Here is a 16654-nt window from a genome sequence, read left to right as displayed (position 1 = left end):
GGGTCTTCCTCGTTTTATGGAAGGCCCGCCCGTGCGGCTTCTCGCAGGCGCAATCATCGTGACGATCCTGCTGGCTATCGCCAGCCTGTTCGTTGGCGTCAGCGATGTGTCGCTCGGCGCCTTGCTGTCGTCCAGCGCCGAAGATCGTGCCATGCAGGTGCTGTTGATCAGCCGCATTCCCCGCACCCTGGCGATCGTGCTGTCCGGCGCGGCAATGGCCGTGGCGGGCCTCGTCATGCAGATGGTCGTGCGCAACCGGTTCGTCGAGCCTTCCACGGCCGGCACCACCGAATCCGCCAGCCTCGGCTTCCTGGTCGCCACCATCTTTTTTCCTGCCTGGCCGCTGATGGGCAAGATGCTGATCGCCGCGGCTTTCGCGCTGGCCGGAACGGCCTTGTTCCTGCGCATCCTGAGGGCCGTGCCCCTACGGGACACGCTGCTGGTGCCGCTCGTCGGCATCATGCTGGGCGGTATCATCGGCGCGGTCACCACGTTCTTTGCCTATAGGTTCGAGCTATTGGCGTCGCTGCTCGCCTGGAACATGGGCGATTTCTCGGGCATATTGCGCGGGCGCTATGAACTGCTCTGGATCGGGCTGGGCTGCACGATCCTCGCCTATGTCGCGGCCGACCGTTTCACCGTCGCGGGCATGGGCAAGGATTTTACCACCAATCTGGGGCTCAACTACCAGCGCGTCATGGTGCTGGGTCTCGTCATCGTGTCGCTGGTCAGTGCCGTCGTGCTGGTATCGGTCGGCTCGATCCCATTCCTGGGCCTCATCATTCCAAACCTTGTCAGCCTCATGGTCGGTGACAACATGCGCCGCACCGTGCCGTGGGTAGCAGTGATGGGCGCCGGCTTCGTGCTTGCCTGCGATATTCTGGGCCGCATCCTGCGCGCGCCCTATGAGATCCCGATCAGTGTCGTCGTAGGCGTCATCGGCAGCGCCATTTTCCTGTATCTCTTGCTCAGGACCCGTCGCAATGCAGCCTGATCAGCCCAAGACCATTCCCACCCACGGCGTCATTCCCGCGAAAGCGGGAATCTCGCTTTCTGCGCCGGAGGGAGATTCCCGCTTTCGCGGGAATGACGCCGTGGATCGTGGAGCACCCGGAGGTCGGGCACGCGGTGGTTGGTCCATTGCACTCTCCCGCCCGGTCGTCGCCTTGCTGGTGCTGGGCCTACTCGCCGTCATTTCCATCGTTTGCTTCATGACGCTCGGCGCCAAGGGCAGCTGGAACTTCGTGTTACCCTTTCGGGGCCGCAAGCTGCTGGCGCTGTGCCTCGTTGCCTATTCGGTGGCGATCTCCACCGTCCTGTTCCAGACGGCAACCAACAACCGCATCCTGACGCCATCCATCATGGGGTTCGATGCGCTCTACGTGCTGATCCAGACGTCGATCGTCTTCTTCCTGGGCGTCGGCGCGCTAGGCACGCTCAATCCGCAAATGCAGTTCGGCGTCGAAGTGCTGGTCATGATCGCCTTTTCGGGCCTGCTGTTTCGCTGGCTGTTCCTGGGCGAGGAGCGCAGCCTGCACCTGCTCGTGCTGGTCGGCATCGTCTTTGGCATCCTGTTCCGCAGCCTTGCCCAGTTCATGCAGCGCCTGCTCGATCCCAATGCCTTCAATGTGCTGCAGGATACGTTCTTTGCCAGCTTCGCTACGGTCGATGCGTCGCTGCTGCTGGTTTCCAGTCTCATTGTGGGGGTCGTGACGGTCGTGGCGTTGCGGCTGATGCACACTTATGACGTGCTGTCGCTGGGCCGCTCGCAGGCCATCAATCTGGGCGTCAATTACAAGCGCACCATCGTCATCATCCTCATGCTGGTGTCGGTTCTGGTGGCGGTGTCGACCGCGCTTGTTGGCCCGATCACCTTCTTTGGCCTGCTGGTCGCGAGCCTGGCCCATTCCCTGGTTGGCACCAGCAATCACAAATATGTGCTGCCCGCGGCGGTGCTGCTTGCGATAGTGTGCCTCGTCGGCGGCCAGACCGTGCTGGAACGCATATTCGCCTTCGACACCGCGCTCTCGATCATCATCGAATTCCTGGGCGGCGTGGTCTTCATCTTTCTTGTCCTGCGGAGAGCCGCCCGATGATCGTCGCACAAGGCGTCACCAAGAATTACGGCAGCGCCTGCGTCGTGGATGGCGTTTCGCTCACCCTGCCGGCAGGGGGCATCACCTCCATCATCGGCCCCAATGGCGCGGGTAAATCCACCTTCCTGTCCATGGTCAGCCGGCTGATGAGCATGGACATGGGCACCGTCAAGGTGGACGGTCTCGATGTTACCAAGACGCCAAGCGACGTGCTGGCGCGGCGCCTGTCCATCCTGCGGCAGGACAACCACATGACGGCCCGTCTCACCGTGCGCGACCTCGTAAGTTTCGGCCGCTATCCTTATTCCAAGGGGCGCCTGACGATCGAGGACAAGCAGCACATCGATGACGCCATCGGCTACCTCAACCTTGTTGAGCTTGCCGACCGCTTTCTTGATGAGCTTTCCGGCGGCCAGCGCCAGCGTGCGTTCGTGGCCATGGTTCTCTGCCAGGACACCGACTATGTGCTGCTCGACGAGCCGCTCAACAATCTCGACATGAAGCATGCCATGGGCATGATGAAGCTGCTGCGCCGCGCGGCGAACGAATTGGGCAAGACCGTCGTGCTTGTCCTGCACGATATCAATTTCGCGTCCTGGTATTCGGACTACATCGTGGCCATGAAGAACGGCAAGGTCGCTAATCAGGGCCCCGCCGCCGAAATGATCCAGCCAAAAGTGCTGTCCGAAATCTACGACATGGAGATCAAGGTGCACGAGATCGGCGGGCAGCGGATCAGTCTCTATTACGAATGATGCCGTGCTAGGCTGACCATCGAATCCATGCCAGGGAGTGCCGCCGTGAAGCCATCGATCTCCATCATCACCATCGGCGTCGACGACCTGGAACGGGCCTTCACCTTCTATCGCGCCCTCTTCGACATCTCCGACGAGCAAATCGCGCCCGGTGAAGATCACGTCGCCTTCTTCTTTGACGACGATTTCTCGTTTGTGCTCTTCCCGCGCGAGCAGATCGCGCAAACCGCCGGAAAGGAAGTCCCGGTTGCCGGAACACCCGGCTTCGTTCTCAGCCATCAGGCTACGAGCCCCGCGGAAGTTGACGAGATTCTGCGCAAGGTGCTGATCGCCGGCGGCGCCATCATCATGGATGGCACGCAATCGGAATGGGGCTATTCGGCCTATTTCGAAGATAGCGAAGGCAATGTCTGGGAATTGATGGCGCAGCCGCCAGCGAACTAGCCTTCCGCCTGTCGCGCCGCAAACGCCTTTCGGCTCGCTTCGATCTGGTCGTGGTGCGCCTCTGCCCATAGCCACACGCCACAGAACGCGCCGCCCAGGCTGCGGCCCATCTCGGTCAGCTGGTAATCGACATGCGGCGGGATCACCGGATGCACGGTGCGTTCCACCAGCCCGTCGGCCTCCATCTGCCGCAGGGTCTTGGTCAGCATCTTCTGGCTGATGTCGCCGACCTTGCGGCCGACATCGGTGAAGCGCAACGTGCCATGCTCCTCCAGCGCTTCCAGGATCAGCATGGTCCATTTGTCGGCCACCTTGCCGATGATGTCCCGCACCAGCGCTTGCAGCACTGGATCCAGTGGACCCTCGGGAATGCGATCGGTCCAGTCGAAGATATTGTGAGCCGCCGAGCCTTGTGCCACCTTCACTCTCCTTTGGGTATGTATCGAACTCTAGAGCGCCTACTTCCGAATGGAGAGTATGACGCTTAACTTCTCCCACATCAAGAACAAGGAGAAGTTCGATGCAGACCACAGGCAACACCATTCTCATCACTGGCGGCGGCTCCGGCATCGGCCGCGGCCTCGCCGAAGCCTTCCACAACGCGGGCAATCAGGTGATCATCTCCGGCCGGCGCAAGGCGGCACTGGATGAGGTCACTGCCGCCAATCCGGGCATGGTCTCGTTGACGGTCGATATGACCGACAAGGACGATATCGTGCGGTTCGCCGCAGAGGTGATCGAGCGCTATCCCGCGCTGAATGCCGTCATCAACAATGCCGGCATCATGGCGGACGAGGATGTCCTGGCCGCGCCCGACTATCTCGACACCGCCGAGGCAACCATCGCAACCAATTTGCTGGGCCCGATCCGGCTAACGGCCGCGCTGATCCCGCACCTGCTGCAACAGGCTCGTGCCACAATCATGACGGTGTCTTCGGGCCTCGCCTTCGTGCCCAAGGCCTCGACGCCCACCTACAGCGCCACCAAGGCCGCAATTCATTCCTACACGCAGTCCCTGCGCTATCAGCTGCGCAATACCGCCGTCGACGTCATCGAAATCGCCCCGCCTTACGTGCAGACCACTCTGCAGGGTGAGCAACAGGCCAATGACCCCAACGCCATGCCGCTCGACGCCTATATCGCCGAAACCATGCAATTGCTGGCCGGAAGCCCGGAGAATGGCGAAGTCCTCGTGCAGCGCGTCCACCGCCAGCGTTTCGCCGAACAAAGCGGCAATGGCGCTGCGGTATTCGGGTTCATCAACCCGGCCTGAAGTGTCTGAACGGCCGGCATGCGCGCCGGCCGCCCAGCTACGATCGGAACCCTCGGGTCTGACCCGAGGGCACTCTGTTGCCTTTGCGAGTGCCCGGAATAGCCGATGCAAACAGGCGCGGTGAAGGGACTAGAACCCGCCGCCCGTCTTGAAGCCACCCGATTTCTTGCCGCCGCCCGTGCGAGGCCGCGAAAAGCCGCCACCGCCGGAGGGTCGCCCGCCCCAGCCGCCACCGAAGCCACCGCCGCTGCGCGGGCGCTTGCCGGAGTTTCCGCCGAAGCTGCTGTCGGGCCACTTGAACGTGCCGCCGCCATCGCCCCATGGCGAGTTCGACTGCCGCCCATTATTGGGCAGCCCGACCCCGCCGCCCCAGTCCGATGTGCCGGCGCTCCAGTTTTGGCTGCGCTGCCATTGATCCCAATAGGACGCCGCGGAAATGCCGCCGCGCAGAAAGTCGTTGAGCAAATCGCCCACCAGCTTTTCCTCGCGGAAAGTCGAGCGCGGGTCATCGAAGCGCTGCTTCTTGAATTCCCATTGGATGTCTTCGAGTTCACGGCGACGGGCGGCAAGGGTCTTGAGCCGCTCCTTCTGCTCGCGCGTCTCGGCATCCTCTTCCTTGGCCCGCGCCCGCGCATCGTCGATCTGCGCCACGATGGTATCGTCCTGCGCGGTTCGCGTCCGGCGTGCTTCTGCCAGCAGGGTCTGGATGTCCTCACGGCCCAGGGCCGTTGCCAGCTGGGCGAGCGCGCTCTCGAAGGCCGGATCGCCGCCTTGCGAAAACTCCGCCAGGGTCCTCGTGGCCTCGTCGCGCTGGTCCTCGGCGGCAATGATCTGCGCATCCAGCGCGTCGATCTTTGCCTGTGCCGCTTCCATTGCCTCGCGCAGCGGCTTGCCGCCGGCATTGTCGATGCCCTGCATTTCAAGGGCGTCGACTTCCGCTTCCGCTGCCTGGGCGATTTCGATTTGACGTTCCGCATGCTCCCTCAGGCGCAACGGAATTTCGTTCAGCATCGTGAAATTGGGCCGTGCCTTTTGGAAGCCGACCACATTGGCCACCAGCCCATCGAAATAGCGGATCAGATTATTGGCGCGGTAGCTGGCGGTGCCATAGCCCGATTCCCACAGATACATGAACAGTGGATCGTCTCGGTAGGGCTTGCCCTTGTCTTGCTGGTCGGCCTCCGCCTGCTCTGTCTTACGCATCGACTGGGCAGCAATTTCCGCGAGTTCATTGGCCTGACGGCGCTTGGCGGCAAACTGCGGATCGCGCGCGATGGTGTCGCCAAACCTGGCCGCCAGGGCCTTCAGTTCCCCCTGGTGTCCTTCATAGGCGCGCAACGCCTCGGCACGCTCGGCCGTCAGGCGTGCCAAAACGCCATCGCTGTCGGCGACAGACTTCTCGGCCTGGCTCATCTCCGCGGCATGGTTCTTGAGCATGCCGCGAGCCTTGAGCTCGGCCGAGGAAATGGCGCCATCCAGTTCGCTCTGGATTGCCGGATCGAGGCGCAGTTGCGCCAGTTGGCGAAACAGCTCTGCCTCGCCCTCCTTGATCTTGGCGATCCTCTCGGCGGAGCGGGCGAGGCGCTTGGAGATTTCGTCTTCCTCGCGCCTGATGTCGCGCATGGCCTCATCGAGGCTGGCCAGGGCTTCGGGTCCGCGGATGCTCATGAAACTACCACCGCGTTACTGCGCCGCCGAGCACGGGCAAATTATATTCGACGTCGAGGAACCCGTCCGATTTCCGGCCCAGTTCATTGTTCTGGATGATTCCGTCATCCTGCTTGTCGGTGACAATGGCTTCATAGACACTTTCAGGCACCCGCACGCCCCATTGGCTGACGGTTTCGGTCTCTCCGCTTTCCTCGTTGCGGATCGGCATGCTCAGTGCCTTGCCGTCGCCATCGAGCGCTTCCACCACCAGATAGTAATTGGTGGCAGCGGTATTGATCTCCGGGAACCGCCAGAAGCCGGATTGCTCGTCAGGACGATTGACGATCTGCAGCACATATTCCTGCCGCAGCTGGTCGCGCAGCGCCGTCAGATCGGCCACGGCACGCGCGGCCCCGGCCCGGTCGCCTTCTGCCGCCAGGCTATGGCCGCGCTGGCGCAGCGTTTCCGCCTGCAGCACGGCCTGCTGCACCTTGGTTTCCTCGAATATGGTCTGGTACAGCGCGTCCATCTGCGCGGGCAGACCCTCGGCAAGCTCGATGCGCGCCTGTTCGGCCTGCGCCGCCTGATAAGGCTGGTAGATGCCGAAATAGCCAACGAGCACCACCAGCAGCAGCGCTCCAGCGGCGAGCACTGGCTTGCCCCAGCGGCCGCGGCCGACATAGAGCCGCGCCAGCGTGGTGCTGAAACCGGGCTTGGGCGGGTCATACACGAAGCGGCTTTCCGCCAGCGCCGCGACGCCTTCCTTCAGAATATGGTCGGGAACCTCGATACCCTGCTGGTGATAGATGTCGCGCAGCTTGTCGATCAATTGCTGCTCGCGCGTCACCCCGGCCAGTTCGCGGGTCGCCAGATCCTGGCGATGGCGGAGCGTATCGACCACGTCCATCGCCAGCATGACTTCGTCAAGAGGCGCAGCGGTTTTCGCTGTAACGTCACTCATTGATGGCGTTCACCCCCAGGTCCGCTCCCCTATTGCTTGGTTTCGAGCAACAATGCGTTGCCCTCGGCCGCAAGGGTCGCGAGGCGCCGCTTGCCGTCTTCCACCGCATCGCGAATTTCTGCCGAATTCTTGGTCGAGGCGACGCGCATTTCGTTGATGATGGTGCGGCTCTTTTCCTGGAAGTTGATGACCGAATCCACCAGCTTCTTGACTGCATCGGCACGAACCGTGGGGCCGTATCCGGCCCGAACCGCCTCTTCCTGCACCTTGTCGCCGATCTCGCTGAGCGTTTCGAGGCTCTTGCTCATGCCTTCTTTCATGGCGTTGAGCGTCGCGGTCGATTCATGCAACCCGAACATGCCGGTGAACGATGCCGAAAGCGCCGTCAGCACGGTCTCGTTGGTGGAAAAGAACGAAATGGATTGCTGATAAACGCGCTCCTTGGCGTTGGTCGTCTGCATCAGCCGCGCCATCACCACCTCGGAGGTATTGTAGGAAATGGTGAGATTGTCCGAGAGGTCCTTGGCGATCTGGTAGCGCTTTTCTTCGTTCTGCATGTCGCGCAGCTTCTCGTCCCGGTCCATTTCGAGCCGGGCGCGGTCGGCGGGGACAGTGCCGGCATAACCCGCAACCGCCGACGATGCCCCTTCGAGGATGGTCTTCCTCTCAGCGAGCCGCTGCTCGGCCACGGCCAGCACTTCAAGCGCCATCACCTCAGCCTGCTTCAATGCCCCGCGGAAATCCCGATAGGCCTCGAGAATGGTATGCTCGCGATCGATCTGGTCCTTGGTATCCTTGGTGACGGCAAGATAGGTGTCACGGATCTTGTTGAAGCGCGTGGCGATATCGCCCCGGCTTACCTTCATCCACACGTTGGAGGCGCGCTCCAGCAGGTCCAGCTTGTTGTCCGACAGCTGATCCACCATGCCCTTGGCATCGTCGCGGATGGAATCGAATCCCTTGGTGATTTCCTCGTAGCGTTCGCCAATCTTCATGGCGGCGATCTGCTCGCGCACCACTTCGTTGAAGGCGCTGGCCTGGCTCAGCGTCCGCCCGATCAGGATAACCCGCGTCTCGTCAAGTTCGGTGATCTGGCTCAAAAGGCCCGTGATCGGCTGCTCGCCCTGCTGCTCCGGCCAGACGCCCAGATCGCGAATGGCGTTCACCGCCTTGTCCAGATACTGCAGGGGGCCCTCAGCCGCCGTGCTCGCCGGTGCTGCCTCGACTGCTGCTGCGGTGGTCACTTGATCGGCCATTCGGTTTGCTCCCCATATCTGGCGCCGGGTTGGCTGCCTGCGCTCTACGCGCTCTAGATTGACGCTGGATCGGCTCGTGGCAATTGCAACTGCCTGCCTGGCCAACTATTTAGCCCATATTGGTGCGAAAAAGCCGCACGTAAAGAGCGGGGCGTCCAAGCGTGACAAGCATTTGTTTCATGGGGCATTCCGGCCACAATAGGGCGCTGGGGGAGGGGACCTGCTGATGGACTTTGGCGGACGCTACATTATCGCGGCACCGCGCGTTGCGGTCTGGGCAGCGCTCAACGACACGGCCGTGCTCAAGGCCGCCATTCCGGGTTGTCACACCATTGCATGGTCCAGCGACACGACGCTTGATCTCGAAATCAAGGTGAACCTGGGCGTGGCCAAGCCGGTGTTCAAGGGTGAGCTCCTGCTCGAAAACATCGTACCCGCCGAACGCTATACGCTGTCCGGCCGCGGCAAGGGCGGACTGCTGGGTTTGGCCGAGGGCGCTGCCGACATCGTCCTTTCCGATCAGGGCGAAGATACGCTTCTGGTCTTCACCGCCGAAGGTGGCGCTTCAGGCCAGATCATGAAGCTGGGCAAGGCCATGATCGGCAATTCCGCGCAGAGGATCATCGATGGCTTCTTCGAGCGCTTCGGTGCGGCGATGGGGGCAGGGGTCACGCCGCTGCCGCCCGAGTAGCCGGTTAACCCAACCCTAACCATGCCCGCGTCTGCCCCGAAAGGATCACAATCGGCCACCGTTCGATGGGTTATCAAATCGCCAACCCTATCTGGCCCATTTGAAACAAATCCCATGTCCACTCAGACGCGCGACACTCTTGCCCTTTTTGCCATTGCATCGCTGGCCGTGCTTGCCGTACTTTATGGCGACACTGATCTGGCGAGCCTGTTCGGCTCCATTCTGGCGCTCTGGTAGCGGCCCTCGTCGCCTCTGAACAAGGCTGTGGGCATCATGCTCAATTTTTGACCAACCGGAAAAATTTGCGCGATTCCCTCTTGCAGGAGGCGCGTTTGCACGATTGTATCCCTTGCTAGCGCACGGAGGTTGCACCGTTGGCTTTAACGCCTTCGCTCAAGTGCGATACAGGGAGACTAATCAATGAAACTTTCAAAGTTGACCAAGGTCATTGCTGGTGGCGTTGCGCTGAGCGCCGTCCTGACCGGTACCGCCTTCGCCGATCCTGCGCTGATCTATGATCTGGGTGGCAAGTTCGACAAATCGTTCAACGAAGCCGCCTATAACGGCGCTGAAAAGTGGAAGGCCGATACCGGCGGCAACTACGTTGAGCTCGAGCTGCAGAACGATGCCCAGCGCGAGCAGGCCCTCCGCCGCTTCGCCTCGCAGGGTGCCAACCCGATCGTTGTCATGAGCTTCATGTGGGAATCCGTGCTTGGCCCGCTGGCTGCCGAATTCCCCGATACCAATTTCGTCGTGATCGACGCCGTGGTCGATGCGCCGAACGTGCAGTCCATCCTGTTCGACGAGCACACCGGCTCGTTCCTGGTCGGCGCGCTGGCTGCCCGGAAGTCCGAAACCGGCACTGTCGGCTTCGTTGGCGGCATGGACGTTCCGCTGATCCACAAATTCTATTGCGGCTATGCCCAGGGCGCCAAGTCGGTGAACCCGGACATCACCCTGATCGAAAACTATACCGGCACCACCCCGGCCGCCTGGAATGATCCGGTCACCGCGGGCGAATTGGCAACCGCTGCCTCCGACGCTGGTGCCGACGTGATCTTTGCCGCCGCCGGTGGCTCGGGTCTGGGCGTGCTGCAGACCATGGCCGACCTTGGCAAGTACTCGATCGGCGTGGACAGCAACCAGAACTACCTGCACCCCGGTTCGGTCCTCACCTCGATGCTGAAGCGCGTCGACAACGCCGTGATCAAGGCTTTCACCGAAGCTGGCGATGACGCCACCTTTACCCCGGGCCTGACCATTCTGGGCCTCGAAGGCGACTTCGTCGGCTATGCCGTGGACGAGCACAACGAGGATCTGATCACCGACGAGGACGTCGCCGTTCTTGACGATCTCAAGGCCCAGATCATCGCCGGTGAAATCGAGGTACACGACTACACCACCGACACCAGCTGCCCGCTGTAACACGCGCCAGTTGATGAGCGAGATTAACCCACAAGATCCGCAGCGGCCCCAACCGGCCGCTGCAAGCGTTCCGGCCTCTGGCTGGGCAATCGAGCTTGAAAAGATCAACAAGCGCTTTGGCCCGGTCCACGCCAACAAGGACATCGACCTCAAAATCGAGCGCGGCACTATCCACGGCATCGTGGGTGAGAACGGCGCCGGCAAGTCGACGCTGATGTCCATTCTCTATGGCTTCTACACCGCCGATAGCGGCACTATCCGCGTCAATGGCGAGGTTCATGCCATCACCGACAGCCGCCACGCGCTGGCGCTCGGCATCGGCATGGTGCACCAGCATTTCATGCTGGTCGACAATTTCTCGGTCCTCGAAAACGTCATCCTTGGCGCCGAAGATTCTGGCCTGCTCAAGCCCAGCCTCGATCGCGCTCGCAAGGAGCTTGATCGGCTGGAAACCGAGTACGACCTGGAGGTCAATCCGGACGCCATCGTCGAGGACATTTCCGTTGGCCAGCAGCAGCGCGTCGAAATTCTCAAGGCGCTGTATCGCGGCGCCGAAACGCTGATCTTGGATGAACCCACGGGCGTTCTGACGCCCAAGGAAGCCGACGATCTGTTCCGCGTGCTTGAAACCCTGCGCGCCCAGGGCAAGACGGTGATCCTGATCACCCACAAGCTGCGCGAAATCATGGCTATCACCGACAATGTCTCGGTCATGCGCCAGGGCGAAATGGTTGCCACGGTAAAGACTGCCGAAACCAGCCCGGAGCAGCTGGCCGAACTCATGGTCGGCCGCCGCGTGCTGCTACGCATTGATAAGGGCGAGGCCCATCCCGGCAAGACCCTGCTCGAAGTGCAGAACCTCGTCGTCGCCGATGATCTGGGAATTGTCCGCGTCAAGGATGTGAGCTTTTCCGTGCGCGCCGGCGAAATCGTCGGCATTGCCGGCGTGTCGGGCAATGGGCAATCCGAATTGCTCGAATCCGTCACTGGCATGCGTGACCAGAGGTCCGGAAACGTTGTGCTCAACGGCAATCCGCTCTCGCTCAAGGGCGACGATGGCGCTGCCCGCGCCCGCGCGGCGGGACTTGCCCATGTGCCCGAAGACCGGCAGCGCATGGGGCTGGTGACCAGCTTCTCCGAATGGGAAAATTCCATTCTGGGCTACCACGAAACGCCCACCTACGGCACTGGCCCCCTGCTCGATATCGCCGCCGCCAAGCGCGAAGCCGCCGAACGGATCAAGACCTTCGATGTCCGCCCCGCCGACATCAATCTCAAGGGCTCACTGTTCTCCGGCGGCAACCAGCAAAAGATCGTGCTGGCGCGCGAGATGGAGCGCAATCCCGACGTGCTGGTGGTCGGTCAGCCGACCCGCGGCGTCGACATCGGCGCCATCGAGTTCATCCACAACCAGATCATCAAGATGCGCGACGCCGGCAAGGCCATCCTTCTGGTCTCCGTCGAGCTCGACGAAATCCGCTCGCTCGCCGACCGCATCCTCGTGATGTTCGACGGTCAGATCGTGGGCGAGGCCGACCCGGCCACCGCCACCGAAGGCGAACTGGGCCTGATGATGGCCGGCGTCACCGACAGAAAGGCCGCCGAATGAGCGCGCTTCGTCCATTGCCGCGCTGGGCCGACATTGCCCTTTTGCCGGTGCTGAACCTGATCCTGGCCTTCCTGATCTCGGGTCTGGTGGTGCTGATGATCGGGCAAAATCCTTTCGTCGCTATGTGGGCCATCGTGACCGGTGCTTTCGGCAACGGCTACAACATCGGCTACACGCTTTATTACGCCACCAACTTCATCTTCACCGGCCTTGCGGTGGCGCTTGCTGCCCATGGTGGGCTGTTCAATATCGGCGCCAACGGCCAGGCCTATGTCGCTGGGCTTGGCGTTATCGTAACGGCGCTTGCGCTCGATCAGACCCACTGGCTCATCGTCGCTCCCGTGGCCATGCTCGCCGCCGCGCTGTTCGGCGGCGTGTGGGCATTTGTGCCCGGCTATCTGCAAGCCAAGCGCGGCTCGCACGTGGTCATCACCACGATCATGTTCAATTTCATCGCCGCCGCGCTGATGATCTACATGCTCAATCGCGTGTTGAAGCCTGCCGGCGTGTCCGGTCCTGAATCGGCGATGATCGAGGAAGCCGGACGCATGCCCAAGCTTGGGCAGTTCTTTGCGCCGTTCAACTACACGCCGGTCAACTTCTCCATCTTCGTGGCGCTGCTCGCCCTGGTACTGGTCTATATCCTGATCTGGCACACGCGCTTCGGCTATTCCCTGCGCACCATGGGCGCCAACCCGACGGCGGCGCGCTATGCCGGCATCTCCAATTCGCGCATGATCATGATCACCATGACGCTTTCGGGCGCTCTGGCAGGCATGGTCGCCTTCAATGAGGTATTGGGTGTCCAGAACCGGCTGGTGCTGGATTTCGTCGCCGATGCCGGCTTTGTCGGTATCGCCGTGGCGCTGATGGGGCGCAATCATCCGATCGGCATCGGCCTTGCGGCCCTGCTGTTTGGCGCGCTCTACCAGGGCGGCAATGAGCTGCAATATGTCATTTCGGGGTTGGATCGAACGGTCGTCGTCATCATCCAGGCCCTGGTGATCCTGTTCACCGGTGCGATGGAAGGCCTTTTCCGCCCGGGGCTGCAGCGCGGTTTTGCCCTGTTCAGCCAGGAAAGCCGTGCCGAGGCTCTCGAACGCTCCACCGTCAAAAGCGAGAGCTAAGCCATGGACATGGGCGCCATTCTCTCGATCCTCGACGCGACGCTACGCCTCTCCACGCCGCTGCTGCTCGCCTGCCTAGCTGGCCTCTATTCCGAACGGGCTGGCATTTTCGATATCGGGCTCGAGGGCAAGATGCTCGCGGCGGCTTTCGCTGCCGCAGCCGTAGCGGCCGTATCCGGCTCGGCCTGGATCGGCCTGATGGCCGGCATGGCCGTGTCCGTCATGACGGCCTGCCTGCAGGGTGTTGCCGCCATCACCCTCAAGGGTAACCAGCTGATCGCCGGCGTGGCCATCAACATGCTGGCGGCGGGCCTCACTACCTTTCTGGGCCAGCAATGGTTCCACCAGGGCGGCCGCACGCCGGCCCTTGGGCCGGATGGCCGCTTCGGCGCGATCCAACTCCCCTTTGCTGCCGAATTGTCCGGCGTGCCAATCCTCGGTCCAATCTACGCTGACCTGATCTCGGGTCACTACCTCCTGGTCTACATCGCCTTCGCCATGGTGGCTGTGACCGCCTATGTGCTCTATCGCACCCGCTTCGGACTGCGCCTGCGTGCCGTTGGCGAAAACCCCAAGGCGGTCGATACCGCCGGCATTTCGGTGAACAAGCTTCGCTTCCAGGCGGTGCTGATCACTGGGCTGCTCTGCGGCCTGGCCGGTGCGTATTTTTCCATCGCTCAAGGCTCGGGCTTCGGTAACAACATGACCGCCGGCAAGGGCTATATCGCGCTCGCCGCGCTGATTTTTGCCAAGTGGAAGCCTGTGCCGGCCATGTTCACCTGCCTGCTGTTCGGCTTCCTCGATGCGCTGCAAATCCGCCTCCAAAGTGCCGAACTGTTCGGCATTGAAGTGCCGGTGCAAGCCATCCAGGCGCTGCCCTATGTGCTGACCGTCGTACTGCTCGCCGGCTTCATCGGCAAGGCCGTTGGTCCCAAAGCCGGCGGCGTGCCGTACACGAAGGAGCGCTAGCACACCGGTCATTCGGAGACCTCATGGTGAGCTTGTCGAACCACGAGGTCGGGAACACTAATCGTGCCACGACTCCGTCCTTCGACAGGCTCAGGACGAGGTCTACTGAGGATACCGATGTCGAAAACACAAACCGACCAAGCCTTGTTCGAAGCAGCCGAAGCCATTCGTGCCAAGGCCTATGCGCCCTATTCGCGCTTCTCCGTGGGCGCGGCGATCCTGGCCGAAGACGGCAAGATCTACTCCGGCTGCAACATCGAAAACGCTGCCTATCCGCAGGGCAATTGCGCTGAAGCCTCCGCCATCGCCGCCATGATCGCCGGCGGGGCCCGCCGCATCACCCGCATCTATGTCACGGGGCCCGGCACAGCGCCCGTCACCCCCTGCGGCGGCTGCCGCCAGCGCCTCCGCGAATTCGCCAACCTCGATGTCACCGTCATCTCCCATGGCGTGGACGGCGAACCGCTGGTGCAAACCCTGGAACAATTGCTGCCGCACAGCTTTGGTCCCGAATACTTGCCGAAGTGAAGAGTAACCCCATGAGCAAAGCCGCCAGGACCATCCAGAAGATCGCCGGCAAGGAGCCCATCTCCGCGGCCATCGTGCTTGGCTCAGGCCTTTCGGCCATCGGAGATCAACTGGCCGACAAGGTCACCATCCCCTTTTCCGAACTCAAGGGCTTCCCAGGTGGCGGCGTTTCCGGCCATGGGCGCGACCTCCTTATCGGCACCATGGGCGGCAAGCGCGTGGCAATCCTGTCCGGTCGCGAACACTATTACGAACACGGCAACGCCGCCGCCATGCGTCCGGCGCTCGAAGCCATGGCCGAACTGGGCGCGCAAAGCCTGCTGTTGACCAACTCCGCCGGCTCCGTCGACGAGCGCTTCCGCCCGGGCGATCTGATGCTCATTGCCGACCACATCAACTACGCCGGCATGAACCCGCTGATCGGGGAAGCCACCGACCGCCGCTTTGTCAACATGGTCGATTGCTACGCTTCCGACCTGCGCGCCAAGGCACGGGGCTTGGCCGAGCGGCTCGATATCAGGCTCGGCGAAGGCGTCTATCTCTGGTATTCTGGCCCCAGCTTTGAGACCGTGGCCGAAATCCAGATGGCGATCCGGCTGGGTGCCAATGCCGTGGGCATGTCCACGGCACCAGAGGTGATCCTGGGGCGTTTCCTGGGGCTCAAAGTGTGGGCCTGCTCGTCCATCACCAATATGGGCGCCGGGCTCTCGGCCGAGAACATCAGCCATGAGCACACCAAGACCATGGCTGTGCAGGGCGCGGAAAAGCTCAAGAAGCTCATCCCCGCGCTGGTGGAGGAACTATGAGCCTGAAAATTGTCGATAGCCACAGGTCAGAAGCCGTTCACAAGCGCAACCCGGGCTTCCCGCTGGATCTCGATTGGGTCGGCCGCGTCCGCATGAACCGCTCGGCGCTGGAGCGGCGCGCTTCGACCATCGGCACTCGCAGGACGGTCAAGAAGGAATACCAGCTGGCCTGGTTACTCCGGGCGATCACGCTGATCGACCTGACGACGCTCAATGCCGACGATACGCCCGGCCGCGTCGAACGCCTCTGCGCCAAGGCCCGTCACCCGCTACGCCAGGATATCGTTGACCAGCTCGATGTGGGCGATCTGCGTATCCTGCCCGGCGCCGTGTGTGTCTACCACAGCTTCGTCAAGACGGCGGTGACTGCACTGAAGGGCTCGGAAATTCCGGTTGCGGCGGTGTCCACGGCCTTTCCGCACGGCTTGGCGCCGGTCGAAACCAAGCTGCGCGAAATCGAACTTTCGGTCGCGGACGGCGCCGAGGAAATCGACATCGTCATCGAGCGCGGCATGGTGCTGCGCGGCGACTGGCAAGCGCTTTACGACCAGGTCCGCGCCTTCCGCAAGGCCTGCGGCGAAGCGCATATCAAGACCATTCTGGGCACCGGCGAGCTTGCCACCCAGACCAATATCGCCAAGGCGAGCCTCGTCTGCATGCTGGCCGGCGCCGACTTCATCAAGACCTCCACCGGCAAGGAAAAGGTCAATGCCAACCTGGTGACCTCGCTCACCATGATCCGCATGATCCGCTGGTTCGCGGAGGAAACCGGCATCGAGATCGGCTACAAGCCGGCGGGCGGCATCTCCACGGCTGGCGACGCCCTTAAATACATGGCCTTGATGAAGGAAGAGCTGGGCACCCACTGGCTGCAGCCGCACCTGTTCCGCTTCGGGGCGAGTTCACTGCTCACCGATATAGAACGGCAAATGGAGCATGGCCTGACCGGACACTACGCGGCTGATTATCGCCAGCCGATGATCTAGGTGCGCGCCGCCCTCGTGGTTCGACAGGCTCACCATGAGGGCTCCTGAGGCGCCGATTTTCGGTCGGACCTCATGGTG

At 62.1% G+C, this 16654-nt stretch carries 18 protein-coding genes; 14 read left to right on the top strand and 4 right to left on the bottom strand.

Features of this window, described 5'->3' with window-relative positions:
- The first annotated feature begins 31 nt into the window (after positions 1-31).
- The 4 genes from C8264_RS07575 to C8264_RS07560 are packed head-to-tail and all read left to right on the top strand — an operon-like array spanning position 32 to position 3295.
- Positions 32-994 carry an ABC transporter permease gene (locus C8264_RS07575; RefSeq protein WP_205245640.1) on the top strand — a complete coding sequence of 321 codons (963 nt, stop codon included), beginning with the start codon at positions 32-34 and terminating at the stop codon, positions 992-994.
- Positions 984-2096 carry an iron chelate uptake ABC transporter family permease subunit gene (locus C8264_RS07570; protein ID WP_245892980.1) on the top strand — a complete coding sequence of 371 codons (1113 nt, stop codon included), beginning with the start codon at positions 984-986 and terminating at the stop codon, positions 2094-2096. The genes C8264_RS07575 and C8264_RS07570 overlap by 11 nt, the downstream gene beginning before the upstream one ends.
- On the top strand, positions 2093-2851 hold the full coding sequence (locus C8264_RS07565; protein ID WP_108460377.1) for an iron ABC transporter ATP-binding protein: 759 nt from the start codon (positions 2093-2095) through the stop codon (positions 2849-2851). Before C8264_RS07570 ends, C8264_RS07565 begins: the two co-directional genes overlap by 4 nt.
- Before the next feature lie 45 nt (positions 2852-2896).
- Entirely contained in the window at positions 2897-3295 is a 399-nt protein-coding gene (locus tag C8264_RS07560; protein ID WP_162783505.1) for a VOC family protein, read from the top strand.
- On the opposite strand, the gene C8264_RS07555 is transcribed toward C8264_RS07560, so the two are convergent.
- Positions 3292-3687 (bottom strand): winged helix-turn-helix transcriptional regulator, encoded by a 396-nt coding sequence (locus C8264_RS07555; RefSeq protein ID WP_245892994.1) that lies wholly within the window; start codon positions 3685-3687, stop codon positions 3292-3294. The two genes, C8264_RS07560 and C8264_RS07555, sit on opposite strands and share 4 nt — an antisense overlap.
- Positions 3688-3815: 128 nt before the next feature.
- Here C8264_RS07555 and C8264_RS07550 point away from each other — a divergent pair, with 128 nt between their 5' ends.
- Entirely contained in the window at positions 3816-4568 is a 753-nt protein-coding gene (locus tag C8264_RS07550; protein ID WP_108460375.1) for an SDR family oxidoreductase, read from the top strand.
- 129 nt (positions 4569-4697) lie between these two features.
- On the opposite strand, the gene C8264_RS07545 is transcribed toward C8264_RS07550, so the two are convergent.
- The 3 genes from C8264_RS07545 to C8264_RS07535 are packed head-to-tail and all read right to left on the bottom strand — an operon-like array spanning position 4698 to position 8435.
- Positions 4698-6236, bottom strand: a complete 1539-nt coding sequence (locus C8264_RS07545; RefSeq protein ID WP_108460374.1) for a coiled-coil domain-containing protein — start codon at positions 6234-6236, stop codon at positions 4698-4700.
- Between the two features lie 4 nt (positions 6237-6240).
- Positions 6241-7179, bottom strand: coding sequence for a DUF6384 family protein (locus C8264_RS07540; protein WP_108460373.1), 939 nt, complete (start codon positions 7177-7179; stop codon positions 6241-6243).
- Between the two features lie 29 nt (positions 7180-7208).
- Positions 7209-8435 (bottom strand): cell surface protein, encoded by a 1227-nt coding sequence (locus C8264_RS07535; RefSeq protein WP_108460372.1) that lies wholly within the window; start codon positions 8433-8435, stop codon positions 7209-7211.
- Between the two features lie 226 nt (positions 8436-8661).
- Here C8264_RS07535 and C8264_RS07530 point away from each other — a divergent pair, with 226 nt between their 5' ends.
- The 9 genes from C8264_RS07530 to deoC all read left to right on the top strand — a co-directional run bounded on the left by C8264_RS07530 (position 8662) and on the right by deoC (position 16576).
- Positions 8662-9126, top strand: coding sequence for an SRPBCC family protein (locus C8264_RS07530; RefSeq protein ID WP_108460371.1), 465 nt, complete (start codon positions 8662-8664; stop codon positions 9124-9126).
- 114 nt (positions 9127-9240) lie between these two features.
- Entirely contained in the window at positions 9241-9363 is a 123-nt protein-coding gene (locus tag C8264_RS22700; RefSeq protein WP_281261437.1) for a hypothetical protein, read from the top strand.
- Between the two features lie 183 nt (positions 9364-9546).
- Positions 9547-10551 (top strand): BMP family lipoprotein, encoded by a 1005-nt coding sequence (locus C8264_RS07525; protein WP_108460370.1) that lies wholly within the window; start codon positions 9547-9549, stop codon positions 10549-10551.
- Between the two features lie 13 nt (positions 10552-10564).
- Entirely contained in the window at positions 10565-12160 is a 1596-nt protein-coding gene (locus tag C8264_RS07520; protein ID WP_108460369.1) for an ABC transporter ATP-binding protein, read from the top strand.
- The gene (locus C8264_RS07515; RefSeq protein ID WP_108460368.1) at positions 12157-13287 is read left to right on the top strand and encodes an ABC transporter permease; all 1131 of its coding nucleotides are present in this window, start codon (positions 12157-12159) and stop codon (positions 13285-13287) included. Before C8264_RS07520 ends, C8264_RS07515 begins: the two co-directional genes overlap by 4 nt.
- A gap of 3 nt (positions 13288-13290) precedes the next feature.
- Positions 13291-14256 (top strand): ABC transporter permease, encoded by a 966-nt coding sequence (locus C8264_RS07510; protein ID WP_108460367.1) that lies wholly within the window; start codon positions 13291-13293, stop codon positions 14254-14256.
- 117 nt (positions 14257-14373) lie between these two features.
- Positions 14374-14784, top strand: coding sequence for a cytidine deaminase (locus C8264_RS07505; protein WP_108460366.1), 411 nt, complete (start codon positions 14374-14376; stop codon positions 14782-14784).
- An 11-nt stretch (positions 14785-14795) separates the two neighbouring features.
- A complete protein-coding gene (locus C8264_RS07500) occupies positions 14796-15590 on the top strand; it encodes a purine-nucleoside phosphorylase (protein ID WP_108460365.1) in 795 nt (264 codons plus the stop codon).
- Positions 15587-16576: a deoxyribose-phosphate aldolase gene (deoC, locus tag C8264_RS07495; protein WP_108460364.1), complete on the top strand. Its 990-nt coding sequence runs from the start codon at positions 15587-15589 to the stop codon at positions 16574-16576. The genes C8264_RS07500 and deoC overlap by 4 nt, the downstream gene beginning before the upstream one ends.
- Positions 16577-16654: the final 78 nt, after the last annotated feature.

Origin of the sequence: Devosia naphthalenivorans, from assembly GCF_003056355.1 — a bacterium.
Taxonomy (GTDB): domain Bacteria; phylum Pseudomonadota; class Alphaproteobacteria; order Rhizobiales; family Devosiaceae; genus Devosia; species Devosia naphthalenivorans.
Note: the sequence above shows the minus strand (reverse complement) of the source record. Positions and strands in the feature narration are given on the sequence as shown.